This window comes from Paenibacillus sp. FSL R10-2796 (assembly GCF_037965315.1).
Lineage (GTDB): Bacteria > Bacillota > Bacilli > Paenibacillales > Paenibacillaceae > Paenibacillus_AQ > Paenibacillus_AQ odorifer.
In genome coordinates, this window is the sequence record NZ_CP150178.1 from 4,039,978 (window position 1) to 4,052,763 (window position 12,786).

Below are 12,786 nucleotides of genomic sequence, written 5' to 3' on the forward strand. Positions count from 1 at the left end.
TTAAAATATTTATTTTATTATAAGATGGGTGAAATTGCAAATTTTTTAAAAAAATAAGTTTGTAAACTTTTAAAAACTAGTTTAACTATTCACTTGTAAGGAAAATTTTCCTGAACTCTAAATACCCCACCAACCACTTAAGGTTGACGGGGTATTTGTTATACATGCTTATGCCAAAACCATTCTAAATTCAAATTCACTTCTCATGTAATAAGCATCAGCAACCTTAACGCTAACTGGGCTCCATTTCTGGACTGGACCTCCACAATCAATTATGCAGCCAGCTAGATCACCACGGCGTTCAAGTATATCTACCTGTAATTAGCTGTTAGAAATTCTACATCCGTCTTCAAGACTTTGTATACATTACTCAATACGATCACTCCATTTGTATTAATTAAGTTTGATAAAGATAAGTTTTAGAACTCATATGTATTTCACATCATTTACATTCAGGTTATCCACAACACCCCGCCTGCATATAGAATACTAGAATTGGAACATTATGTATACATTACTATGTCATACGATAAGAGTATCACTCGAATTAGAATTAAATTAATATTTAATATCCCAAATATATTATAAATAATCTATTTGGATATATATGTATCATAATTGGTGTGTATCCCAAATATAGGAAGGAAGGTTGAATTATGAAAAAGAAAATCTTAGCTGGCCTATTAACTGTATCTGCATGTTTCGCTTTAGGGTCTACCTCATTTGCAGCAACTGCTCCCACCACAGCTCCTGACCCAATACCAGTTTCTAGTGTAGCAAGTGGACCTACTTTTGAACAAATTACTATTTACATGGATTCAGGAGAACAGAGATGCATCCCTGGCGTTCTCCGTGAACTAATTTATAATGATGGAGCCATTATATTGCATGAAAATGGATGGGTTAGTGCCGTTCAATATGGAACTGCAAATATATTTGCCTATGATGCATTAGGAAACATAAAGTCATTTACAATTCTAGTAGATAGAGATAAATAAAAATATTATGAAAAAAAAGCCCGCCAACCTGTGTAAGGTTAGCGGGCTACTTTATGTATGCTCTGAATTCAAATCGCCCTCGAACAAAATGAGCTCCAGCGAGCTTAATAGAGTCTGGTGTATACCCTTCTACAATTCCTCCATAATCCATAAGATGACCTACTGCGAAAACCAAAACGAATAAAGCTTGCTACGGAATCCGCTATCAACAAAGCGCCATATAAAAAAACATCATCTACCATGAGGGTAGATGATGTGTTCTAAAGCGCTTTTTTTTAGAATTGTCTAGCACTTACATCAACATCAAGCGAATATCCAGATGTACTATATATATACACTTTATAAGTTCCATCCAGACCATTACCTAACAAATCTTTGAAAGAAACTGTTTTCTGTGCGCCAGCAGCAATTTCTTGATCAGTGAATAGTAACCCATTTCGTTTTACTTGAAATTGAACCGAATGACCACTGTTATTTCGCATCCAGATGTTTAAGTTAACCCCATCTGAAGGTGTATTAGTGAATTCATCATTAAAAGCTCCACCAGTATGGTTCACAGGGATTATCTTATATGCCTCTGAAAAAAGTGAAATTTCTGGTACTTCAATTCCGTCTCCCACCAAAATCTTCGTTCCTGGTCCTTCGTAAATATTATTATTAAAAGTAAAACTTTCTACAGAAGAAACCTCAGATACTGAAGGTTTTTGAACCGTTGGTGAATCTACTAAGCTTGTTATAGGAGTAAAAAGTAATGATGCGGCCAAACCTAGTCCTAAAAATTTGATCAAACTAACTACCTCCCAATATTATGAATAGTTTGGATTTTAATGGTATCAAACCATTATTTGTATTAATAATATAGTATTTAATTACTATAAATAATTCACGAAAATAAAAGGATAATTGAGGTTTTTTGTCGCATTTAATCCATAAATAGATATTAACTCATAAAATGAGTTTATACAATAATTTAGTTTTTTTGTAGAGATGATGGAAACTTCATGCCAAAGTGTTCTTTATTCAATTCCTTTTCGAGAATTTTGAAACGGATCGGTCATCCACCTATGCCGATTCACTCACTAAGACACACTCATGCAGTGTTACTGCTAGAAGCAGGCAATGATATGAAGTATGTTCAGGAGCGACTCGGACACGGCAGTATTACAATTACATCTGATGTCTATTCTCACATTTCCAAGAAAATCGAAGAAAGTAGTATGGAAAAGTACGAAGCCCACATGAGATCTATCCTCGAATAGCACCCACTATTTTGTGGGCACCGGCATTACAGAGGTCCCTTACTACTCCCACGTCCACACACTAAAAAAACCCTCAACGCCTAAGGCGTTAAGGGTTTAAAGGTTCTAGTAAAGTGTCATGTATTGGTTTCTTTCCCACTCATGAACTTGTGTCCGGTAGATATCCCATTCGATTTCTTTCAGCTCGTAGAAGTGAGCCAGCGCATGTTCACCGAGAGCCTCGGTAATTACATGGCTGCGGATCATTTCGCTTAGCGCTTCTTTCAAATCGGATGGCAAGCTTGGGATGCCTTCTTCAATACGCTCTTCCTCAGACATCACATAGATGTTACGGTCAATTGGAGCTGGAAGATCAAGCTTACGCTTAATTCCGTCTAGCCCTGCTTTCAACATAACAGCAAGTGCGAGGTATGGGTTAGCTGCCGGGTCCGGGTTACGAACTTCAACACGTGTGCTAAGCCCTCGCGAAGCTGGGATACGAATCATCGGGCTACGGTTACTTGCAGACCAAGCTACGTAACAAGGTGCTTCATAACCAGGAACAAGGCGTTTGTAAGAGTTCACTGTTGGGTTAGTAATCGCTGCAAAAGCACGAGCATGCTTCAAAATACCAGCCATATAATAACGTGCAGTTTTGCTCAGACCTAGCTTGTCACTTTCATCGTAGAACATGTTTTCTTTGCCATTAAACAAGGATTGGTGAGCGTGCATACCAGATCCGTTAATACCAAACAATGGTTTAGGCATAAAAGTTGCATGCAAGCCATGTTGACGGGCAACCGTCTTCACAACGAGCTTAAAAGTTTGAATTTGGTCAGCAGAAGTGATCGCGTCAGCATATTTGAAATCAATTTCATGCTGGCCGGAAGCCACTTCATGGTGAGAAGCTTCGATTTCAAAGCCCATTTCTTCAAGGGTCAATACGATTTCACGACGGCAGTTTTCCCCTAAGTCTGTAGGAGCTAAGTCGAAATAACCACCTTGGTCATTCAATTCTGTAGTTGGGTTACCTCTTTCGTCTGTTTTGAACAAGAAGAATTCAGGTTCAGGTCCAACATTCATCGCTGTAAAGCCCATTTCTTCGGCTTCCTTCAGACAACGCTTCAGGATACCACGTGGGTCTCCAGCAAATGGAGTACCATCCGGCATATACACGTCACAAATCAGACGTGCAACACGGCTATCAGTCACCCAAGGGAAGATTACCCAAGTATCAAGGTCTGGGAAGAGATACATATCGGATTCTTCAATCCGTACATAACCTTCGATGGAGGAACCATCAAACATCATTTTGTTGTCGAGTGCTTTTTCCAATTGGCTAACCGGAATCTCTACATTTTTGATAGTACCTAACAAATCTGTAAATTGCAGACGAATGAAACGAACATTCTCTTCCTTGGCAATGCGTAAAATATCCTCTTTAGAAAAGCTCACGTGATCCTCTCCCTTTCAAAACTCTGTATATTATTATTTATTAAAAAACCGGGATAACTCACCTTGAATAAGCGATACCTGTCCCGGTCTTTTACCGGAAACTAGTTCTTGCTTCAGCAAACGGTGAAGCTGCGAATCTGATAGCTCTCTACGTCTAACCTCTGTGTCAGGGGTAATCACTGTAGCTTCTTCGGATTCCTTCGAGACTGGGTTCATTACTTGCTTGATGCCAGCAATGTTAACACCCTTTTCAATCAAGGCCTTAATTTCTAATAGGCGCTCAACATCATTAAAAGAGAACAAACGTTGATTCCCAGAGGTACGTGCAGGTACGATTAGACTGTGCTGTTCATAATAACGAATTTGTCTTGCAGATAAATCAGTTAACTTCATTACAATTCCAATAGGAAATAATGCCATATTTCTGCGGATTTCATCACCCATGACTCATCCAACCTTCCAATGATCTTTTTCTGATCTCATTGTACATTTCCTAATACAGCGTGTCAATGGTGTGTAAGATTTTCTGACAGTAATTTTCGATCACGCATACTTTGGAGTGCCATCAAAACGCCATATTTGACATGGGAGTAGGTTAATCCCCCTTGCATATAGCCAATATAAGGCGCACGGATAGGCGCATCTGCCGATAACTCTAAGCTACCACCTTGTATAAACGTACCTGCCGCCATGATGACAGGATGTTCATATCCCGGCATATCCCATGGTTCTGGAACTACATGGCTGTCTACCGCCGCAGCACGTTGAATTCCCTGCACGAAGGCAATCAAGTGGTCCGGTCCATCAAAGGAAACCGCCTGAATCAAATCTGTACGAGGTTCATTCCACGCTGGTTTCGTCTCAAACCCGCAGCGCTGAAATACAGCTGCCGCAAAAATACTGCCTTTAAGGGCTTGTCCAACTGTATGCGGAGCCATGAATAGGCCTTGGTATAACCCGCGGGTAGTTCCTAACATTGCGCCTACCTCGCCACCGATACCAGGAGCTGTAAGACGGTACGCTGTAAGCTCTACTAGATCTCTGCGCCCACAGATGTATCCACCCGTCTCAGCAATTCCACCACCAGGATTTTTAATTAATGAACCCGCTACTAAATCCACTCCAACCTGCGGAGGCTCAAGCTCTTCAGTAAACTCACCATAGCAATTATCAACGAACACAATAACATCCGGTTTCAATGACTTCACTCTCGCTGTCATGTCACCTATTTCGGCTACTGTGAAGGAAGCACGCCAATCATAACCACGCGATCTTTGGATTCCAATTACTTTAGTTTTCTCATTGATAGAGAGAGTTACCTCTTCCCAATCAATCTTACCCTCTGCTGTAAGGGCAACTTCCCGATATGTAATTCCGAAGTCTGCGAGTGAGCCTGTCCCATCTCCTGCTTGGCCAATCACCTTGTGTAAGGTATCGTACGGACGACCTGTGATGTATAAAAGCTCGTCTCCTGGTCGCAGCACACCAAAGAGGGCTGTTGAAATGGTATGTGTTCCTGAAGCAAAATGCGGGCGCACCAAGGCTGATTCCGCACCAAAAACGTCAGCATAGACAAGATCCAGCACTTCGCGTCCACGGTCGTTGTAAGCATACCCCGTTGAACCCGCAAAATGATAATCACTGACCTGATGACGTTGAAACGCTTCAATAACCTTCCATTGATTCTTATCGACAATTCGATCAAGAGCTTTGACTGCACCTTCGATTTCAACTTCTGCGGACTCTGCCGCTCCTAAAATATCTTCTGCAAAAACTGCCATTAGTTCTTATTCGCTCCTTACATTTACTTGCCATCATAATGACAGAAAGCGACAGTTGCCTGACGCTTTTTGTCATTAGCTATTATTTTATACCTATACAACAAGCATTTCCACTTTAGGGGAACAAAGAAGATTACGGCTGGTCCACAAAATCAGCAAGCATGTAACCCCATTTATCATAATCCTCTTTATTAAGACGGACGTTATAGATAACATCGTTCTCATCATAGGTGGTTTCCAGAACCTCACCTACTCTGTAAAGCAGGGAAGAAATATCGCCTCGGTCTCCAGGAATGCGAAAATTCAGCGTATCTCCAGCCAACTCATCAGAGATAATTTCAATAATCCGGGTTAAATCCTCCGGGTTAAACGCACTGATTTTCAAAAACCCTATGCCTGTTGGCAGCATTTCCAGTTGCTCAGGCTCACATAGATCGATTTTATTAAAAAGTACTATTTGCGGTTTGCTAGCTGCCCCTAAGTCCTGCAAAATAGTTTGTACAATCTCCATCTGCTCCTCACGCATTGGAGATGAGGCATCCACTACATGCAACACCAGATTGGCCTCATTGACTTCCTCCAGCGTTGCGCGGAAAGATGCTACAAGATCATGCGGAAGATTCTGAATGAAGCCTACAGTATCCGTAAGCACTACCTCTTTGCCACCCGTTAGTTGAAGCACACGTGAAGTAGGGTCAAGCGTAGCAAACAATTGATTCTCAATATAAACATCCGCATCCGTAAGCTGCTTAAGCAGCGTCGATTTACCAGCATTCGTGTAGCCGACTAGAGCAACCTGCACTGCCCCTGCCTTACGGCGGCGTTCACGGTGCAATTCACGGGTTTTAACTACCTCATCCAACTGGCGTTTCAACTCCGTAATCCGACCGCGAATATGACGGCGATCGGTCTCAAGCTTACTTTCACCTGGCCCTCTGGTTCCTATACCCCCGCCTAATCTGGATAAGTTTTTGCCTTGACCGGATAACCGCGGCAAAAGATAGGACAGCTGTGCCAGCTCTACTTGAATAATACCCTCTCGTGTTTTGGCCCGCCCAGCAAAAATATCCAAAATGAGCTGCGTCCGATCAATAATCTTCAGATCCAGAGACTCTTCAAGGTTCCGTACCTGCGCTCCAGATAATTCCTGATCAAAAATAGCCGTATTAGCTCCAAGACCATCAGCGGCCATGCGGAGCTCTTCTACCTTACCTTTCCCGATAAACCATTTCGAATCCGGTGTTTCCTTATTCTGACGCAACACATCCAGGACTTCAACACCTGCTGTTTCTGCTAATTGTACTAATTCCTGCAGAGAAAGCTCTGGGTCAATACCGGTACGTTTAATTTTATCTGTGACGAGAGTGACCAATATCGCCCGATCTTGAATATCCGTTTCTGTATCATGCGTAGTTATTGCCATTTATTCATGCTCCTTATGACGGTAATAGAATCTTTGTGTACCATTTAATCAGTTTTTCACTTCTTGCTGATGTTATACAGATGAACCTGTTCATTCACAGCGCTTCAAAACATTTTATCATAAGTTTCATTGGTAATATAGGCTGATAATGGAACGGCTCACCATTCTGTCCGCATTTTCATTATGATAATCTTCAATCTTTTATAAAAGATAAACCGACTAAGCACGTATAAACTTAGCCGGTGTCAATTTATTTAAGAGATTATACTCTCCCCTTTTGAATAATCATCGACCGGAAGAACAAGGTCTCTCGGTAAGATCTCCATCAAAGATTGTTTAGATATTTTGACATGCCTGCTTATTAATCTAACCGCTTGATGGCGGATTGCCTGTTCGAGGATATTGCGTACATAACGGGCATTACTAAAGTTTTCTTCAATAATTTTCTCATTAAGGATTAACTCTTTTAGTTTCCCGTTTGTTTCTGGAGTAATTATATAGTCTCTTTCAGCAGCCATTTTATGTGCAATCAATATCAGTTCATCTGTTGTGTAGTCCTGAAAATCGAGTTGAATTGGAAATCGTGAGGGAAGCCCGGTATTAGCCTCCATGAACATCTCCATTTCATTTGGATAACCCGCTAAGATAATGATGAGATCATCATTCCTGTCCTCCATAACCTTTACAAGACAGTCGATTGCCTCTTTTCCAAAATCTTTATCCCCGCCTCTAGCCAAGCTATAAGCCTCGTCAATGAATAATACGCCACCCATAGCCTTCTTAACAAGGTCTCTGGTCTTTTGAGCTGTATGCCCTATGTATTCCCCCACTAAATCCGCTCTCTCTACTTCGATTAATTGACCTTTACTTAATATGCCCATATTCTTTAACAGCTTGGCAACGATTCTTGCTACAGTTGTCTTCCCAGTCCCGGGGTTGCCTTTAAACAACATATGATAAACCTGATTAACTACATTTAACCCCAGTTCTTGTCTCATTTTTTCCACTTGGATAAGCGCATGAATTTCATATATGAGATCCTTCACCTTTTCAAGACCGATAAGCTCATGAAGCTCTTGCAGGATTTCTTTTGTAGATTCTAAATGATTATTTTGAGCCAGCGCGCTCTCCAATGTTTCATTCGTAATATTTGTTGGGTCTTGATTTTTGAAAGTTATATTCATTCTGGAATCATTAATGGTTATCTTTCTTAAATTTTCTTCACCCATTGTAATCACCTCGTTAGAGCATTATATGCAATAACTGAATGACATCATGCACTTGTTTTAAAGAATGGGGTTTCGACATTGGATTCCCTGCTATCTCTCGCATCTTCTACGATGGTACACGAGGATAGAATGACCGAAATGCATAAAAGTCATAAGCAGAACTTTATTTTTTTATCATTTCACAACCCCATTATTTTTGATATACAAATAACAAATAGCCCCCCTTTAGAGTTTAGTCCATTTGGGGGCTGGCTTTTCTAATCAAGTCTCTTCCGGAATAGGAAGCATTATTAGAAGATTCTGATAATTGAGAACAATTACAGGAACAACTGCTGGATTTTCCATTTCGTATAGGCTAGAATTTCACGCGACTTATGCCTTGTCATCGACAGAACAGTGGATTCAGTAAGCCCCAGTTCAGGATTCACATAACCGAGCTCGTCCGCGATTTCGTGTGAACGCCATCCATGATATGTATGCGTAATAATAATTGCTGAGGACAATCCCTCACTTGTCATAATTGCTTTGCTATACAGAAGATTCTCGTAAGTGCTGGTAGCTTTATTTTCAACAGAAATGGCGCTATCCGGAACTCCATGAGCTACTAAATAATTGCGCATACCTTGACCTTCGGTATATTTCAGATCAGGTTTATCCAAACCTCCAGAAACTATGATATGCGGGAACATCCCCTCTTGATAAAGCTTAAGCCCGTAATCCAATCGTTCCTTCAATCCCGGGCTAGGTTCTTCTCCCCACATCGACATGCCAAGAATGATCCCTGTATCGGCTTTGAGCATAGGATCTGTCGTTGCGGCTTTATTGATATTCCTCAATGCGTACGCACACCACAACAAACCAACTACAACAATAACCATTAAAGCAATAAGCAACGTTCGTTTAGACCAAATTCGGCGTTTTTTGCGAACAATCCGAATCGGGGAAGAGTCTCTTCCATAAACGTACCATTCCATCTTTATTTCCTCCTGAATTCTCCATGATGAAATAATTCGGCACGATGTTTCAAAGAGAGTGAGAAATAAGGGAAAGCATGAGCATCGATGCCACGTAAAATAGTATGGGCTGTCTCCCAGGCTAGCTTATAATCGTTTTCTGAGATGTCTTGCCTCTCCAGTGCTTCCTCCAGTTCATCCTCATCGAGCAAAAACACCTCGCCGTTCCAAAGTACTACCACGTCCAGATACAAATCGTCAAACCAAGGCACACCTTGGTCAGTAACGCCTTGCACTTTACAGGTGTCTATGTACCATTGAACAATATTTTGTTTTTCGTCGAACATAGCCGTCACAATATAGTGACTATCTTTCGGAAAATATTGCAGCCAGGAATAACCTTTATCTGCAATACGATATGTATGTCGTCCATAGCTCTTCCACAGTGGTTCTTTCAGCCCGTAGATGGTATAAAGCGTAATATATCCGCTGAATTCCCGGCTCTCCACATAGCGGCAGGCAAAATGGCGACGCGTAATCCGGCGCCAGTTGGCCCGGTCTCCGAATTTACGTTTCATAGAAATTACCCTCTCCAGTATGGTCTATTCAGCTTAACACATTTAGAGGATACACTCAAAATATCCCGCAAAATACAAGAAATTTTTCTTCTAAACCTAATAAAAACGGCAGTCCAGCTTCGCTCTATAAATAAAGCAAAGCTGGACTGCCATGGATAAAGCCATTGTTTGAAATTCAAATTCGTTTTATTGAGTGGAAGAATCCCCGTTCACAAAACCTGTCTCTGGATCAGGGTTTGTGGATACATTCCCACTCTCATCGCCGGAACCCTCTCCACCGATAGTGGGTTCTGGAGTTGGGGTCGGCATTGGTGTTGGCGGTGGCGGGGTGATTTCAGGGATTGTAGTACCACCGTCATTTCCGCCACCCTCATTGCCGCCTCCGTTATTGCCACCATTTCCATTCTCTCCGTTGTTGCCACCGTCCTCTGGGGTCGGGGTCGGAAGATTAGGATCTATGGTGGGTTCAGGGGTCGGCATTTCATCCTGCACGGATACACTAACCACATTGGATGGCTCGCTCTCCACTTTTAGCGCAGGGTCATAAGAAGTTACATAATACTCGTAAACCAAACCAGGCAGTGCACTAAAATCGCCTGCGCTGGTAGTCACTGTATTTAACAGTGAGGCAAATTCAGCTTCCGATGTCTCTCTACGATAAATACGATACTCAACGCCGGCAACAGGAACTGCCTCCCAATTGAGATTTACAGTCATCGTAGAAGGATCATATGCTGCTGATAGTCCAGTAACGGTCTGAGCTGTTTCTGGTGTTTCAGTAGGCTCAGGAGCAATCTCGTTATCGAGCTGCGGGAAGGATTTCTTAGGAACATCCTTCAGCGCTTCCTCCATGACCTTACCCCAGAAAGCAGCGGCAAGCGGACTGCTGTTCTTAAGCAGATGCTTTTTACTTGGCTTGTCGTAACCCATCCAGACTGCTGCAGTCCATTCTGGCGTATAGCCTACAAACCATACATCACGGTTCGAGCTGATTCCAGAATATCCACTTTGCGTCGTACCGGTCTTACCGGCAACAGGACGGTCAATCCTAGCTTTTCTACCCGTACCGCTCTCCACGACCTTCTGCATCATCTCAGTCATTTGATAAGCTGTTTCCTTACTCATCACTCGCTCAGGCGTTGTATTCGCTTTGTAGACCGTCTCACCACTGCTATCAGAGATGGATTTAATGGAATAAGCCTCTCTTAGTTCGCCGCCATTTGCAAAAGCGCTGTAGGCTTGCGCCATTTCCAGCGTATTGGTCCCTTTGCTCATGCCTCCAAGAGCCAGCGATAGGTTCTTATCCTCATCTTCCAATCCAATGCCTAGTTTCTTGGCAAATTTAAATCCGGTATTCACACCAATTTCATTGAGCAGCCAAACAGCCGGAATATTCTCTGATTTCTGAATGGCATCACTCATGTTGATGCTCTTAGAATATCCGTGCAGGTTGGTTGGACAATAGTTCGCGAAACATTGCTTCTCGTTGCTTAGCGTTGAATTCATGGTGAATTTCCCAGTTTCCAGCGCTGGAGCATAAGAGACAATTGGTTTGAAAGCAGAACCTGGAGAACGACGGCTGCCAGTTACACGACTGTAGCCTTTTTTCTCATAATTCCGTCCGCCAAGGAGTGCGACAATGCTGCCATTCTCCTGATTCACAATCGTCATTGAGCCTTGTACCAGCTCTTCATCTACACTCTTTTCAAAATTATCACTATCTGCAAAAGCATCTTCAACCGTTTCTTGAGCATGCTTATCCATGGTAGTGTAAATTTTGTATCCGCCGATATTCAGATCATCTTCTGACAATCCAAATTTTTCTTCCGCCTCATCTACTGCAAAATCAATAAATGCTTGATAACGCTGTTTCTTTTCTGGCGGCTTATAGTTATAATCTACGGCTTTTGCTTCGTCTCTTTCCTGCTCCGTAATGTACCCTTGCTCATACATAAGCTGAAGCACTACTGCCCGGCGTTCCTTCGAAAGATCAGGGTTACGCAGCGGGTTGTAACGAGACGGGCCTTTTGGCATGGCCGCCAATGTCGCGATTTCCCAAACCTTAAGCTGACTCAAATCACTTTTACCAAAATATCTTACTGACGCTGCTTTAATTCCGTAAATTGTACCCCCGAAGTTAATCCGGTTCAGATACATGGTAATAATCTCTTCTTTAGATTTCTGATTCTCCAGGGCTACGGCAATCGACACCTCAGTTGCTTTACGGAAAAACGTCTTGTCCCGTGTCAGGAAGATGTTTTTGGCGAGCTGTTGAGTAATGGTACTACCGCCCTCTACCATACTTCGTGCGGCTATATCCTTTACTGCTGCCCGGCCAATCGACCATAAATCCACACCAGAATGTTCGAAGAAACGTTTATCCTCTGTGGCTACAAAAGCGTTAACCAATAACGGTGGAATTTCTTCATACTCTACTGGATCACTTTTCTCCAGTGATAATTCGCCGATTAAATTAGCATTGCGGTCATATACCTTAGTCGTTTCATTCACTGTTAGCTTATCCTGGTTCTCAAGCAGAAGCTTTTGACCATTTAGCATAATGAACAGATATCCACCTAATGCACAGAAAATGGCCAATGCCGTAGCGAAGAACAAGCTCCACAGCACACGCTTCTTCGTCAAAAATTTCTTTTTCTTTTTTGTTTTTGATTTTGGTTTTGATTTGGAACTGGACGATCCTCTATCTCTATTGTGATTCGTCCTGGATGTATCGTCTCTAGACATAATGCCTCCTGACTCCCTTTCGGAAATAAACATAAATGGTCTGCCATGAATGAAAAGAACAACCTTCACAGGTTGCTCTCTCACACTCTATTCAAACGATTTATAAACAAGAAAGGTTTCAATTCATTTTTGATAAATGTTATTCTTCACTACTGCTGTCTTGCATCAGTGATACACTACGTTGTGGTGTGAACGTGGAAATTGCGTGTTTATACACCATTTGCTGGCGTCCATCACTGTCAATGACGATTGTAAAATTGTCGAATGCTTTAATTATTCCCCGGATTTGAAAACCGTTGGTCAGATATACCGTAGCAGGGATATTTTCTTTGCGTAGTTGGTTCAAGAATGTATCTTGGATGTTAATGGACTTGTTCATATGACGT

Annotated in this window: 11 protein-coding genes and 1 pseudogene; 2 read left to right on the forward strand and 10 right to left on the reverse strand. The window is 42.0% G+C overall.

Features of this window, described 5'->3' with window-relative positions; genetic code table 11:
* Positions 1-656: 656 nt before the first annotated feature.
* The gene (locus NST58_RS18380) at positions 657-998 is read left to right on the forward strand and encodes a hypothetical protein (RefSeq protein ID WP_076277064.1); all 342 of its coding nucleotides are present in this window, start codon (positions 657-659) and stop codon (positions 996-998) included.
* A gap of 275 nt (positions 999-1,273) precedes the next feature.
* On the opposite strand, the gene NST58_RS18385 is transcribed toward NST58_RS18380, so the two are convergent.
* A complete protein-coding gene (locus NST58_RS18385) occupies positions 1,274-1,786 on the reverse strand; it encodes a hypothetical protein (RefSeq protein ID WP_076277065.1) in 513 nt (170 codons plus the stop codon).
* Between the two features lie 189 nt (positions 1,787-1,975).
* On the opposite strand from NST58_RS18385, the pseudogene NST58_RS18390 reads away from it, so the two are divergent.
* A pseudogene (locus tag NST58_RS18390) lies at positions 1,976-2,257 on the forward strand (tyrosine-type recombinase/integrase); the annotation flags it as partial.
* A 105-nt stretch (positions 2,258-2,362) separates the two neighbouring features.
* Here NST58_RS18390 and glnA read toward each other — a convergent pair.
* The 9 genes from glnA to hfq all read right to left on the reverse strand — a co-directional run bounded on the left by glnA (position 2,363) and on the right by hfq (position 12,779).
* On the reverse strand, positions 2,363-3,691 hold the full coding sequence (gene glnA / locus NST58_RS18395; RefSeq protein WP_036687730.1) for a type I glutamate--ammonia ligase: 1,329 nt from the start codon (positions 3,689-3,691) through the stop codon (positions 2,363-2,365).
* 33 nt (positions 3,692-3,724) lie between these two features.
* The gene (locus NST58_RS18400; RefSeq protein ID WP_019910684.1) at positions 3,725-4,135 is read right to left on the reverse strand and encodes a MerR family transcriptional regulator; all 411 of its coding nucleotides are present in this window, start codon (positions 4,133-4,135) and stop codon (positions 3,725-3,727) included.
* 62 nt (positions 4,136-4,197) lie between these two features.
* The gene (locus NST58_RS18405; RefSeq protein WP_036687732.1) at positions 4,198-5,472 is read right to left on the reverse strand and encodes a methionine gamma-lyase family protein; all 1,275 of its coding nucleotides are present in this window, start codon (positions 5,470-5,472) and stop codon (positions 4,198-4,200) included.
* 133 nt (positions 5,473-5,605) lie between these two features.
* Positions 5,606-6,895, reverse strand: coding sequence for a GTPase HflX (gene hflX / locus NST58_RS18410; protein WP_076308353.1), 1,290 nt, complete (start codon positions 6,893-6,895; stop codon positions 5,606-5,608).
* A gap of 254 nt (positions 6,896-7,149) precedes the next feature.
* Complete coding sequence (locus NST58_RS18415; protein ID WP_076098759.1) at positions 7,150-8,124, reverse strand: AAA family ATPase; 975 nt, start codon at positions 8,122-8,124, stop codon at positions 7,150-7,152.
* 317 nt (positions 8,125-8,441) lie between these two features.
* Positions 8,442-9,098, reverse strand: coding sequence for a YdcF family protein (locus tag NST58_RS18420; protein WP_076218630.1), 657 nt, complete (start codon positions 9,096-9,098; stop codon positions 8,442-8,444).
* A 2-nt stretch (positions 9,099-9,100) separates the two neighbouring features.
* On the reverse strand, positions 9,101-9,655 hold the full coding sequence (locus NST58_RS18425) for a DUF402 domain-containing protein (protein WP_076190185.1): 555 nt from the start codon (positions 9,653-9,655) through the stop codon (positions 9,101-9,103).
* 186 nt (positions 9,656-9,841) lie between these two features.
* Positions 9,842-12,400, reverse strand: a complete 2,559-nt coding sequence (locus NST58_RS18430) for a PBP1A family penicillin-binding protein (RefSeq protein ID WP_339243744.1) — start codon at positions 12,398-12,400, stop codon at positions 9,842-9,844.
* A gap of 139 nt (positions 12,401-12,539) precedes the next feature.
* Positions 12,540-12,779, reverse strand: a complete 240-nt coding sequence (gene hfq, locus NST58_RS18435) for an RNA chaperone Hfq (protein ID WP_036687741.1) — start codon at positions 12,777-12,779, stop codon at positions 12,540-12,542.
* Positions 12,780-12,786 lie beyond the last annotated feature (7 nt).

Coding starts and splice junctions, on each gene's coding strand:
- NST58_RS18380 (WP_076277064.1), top strand. CDS start 657: ATGAAAAAGAAAATCTTAGCTGGCCTATTAACTGTATCTGCATGTTTC.
- NST58_RS18400 (WP_019910684.1), bottom strand. CDS start 4,135: ATGGGTGATGAAATCCGCAGAAATATGGCATTATTTCCTATTGGAATT.
- NST58_RS18405 (WP_036687732.1), bottom strand. CDS start 5,472: ATGGCAGTTTTTGCAGAAGATATTTTAGGAGCGGCAGAGTCCGCAGAA.
- hflX (WP_076308353.1), bottom strand. CDS start 6,895: ATGGCAATAACTACGCATGATACAGAAACGGATATTCAAGATCGGGCG.
- NST58_RS18415 (WP_076098759.1), bottom strand. CDS start 8,124: ATGGGTGAAGAAAATTTAAGAAAGATAACCATTAATGATTCCAGAATG.
- NST58_RS18420 (WP_076218630.1), bottom strand. CDS start 9,098: ATGGAATGGTACGTTTATGGAAGAGACTCTTCCCCGATTCGGATTGTT.
- NST58_RS18425 (WP_076190185.1), bottom strand. CDS start 9,655: ATGAAACGTAAATTCGGAGACCGGGCCAACTGGCGCCGGATTACGCGT.
- NST58_RS18430 (WP_339243744.1), bottom strand. CDS start 12,400: ATGTCTAGAGACGATACATCCAGGACGAATCACAATAGAGATAGAGGA.
- hfq (WP_036687741.1), bottom strand. CDS start 12,779: ATGAACAAGTCCATTAACATCCAAGATACATTCTTGAACCAACTACGC.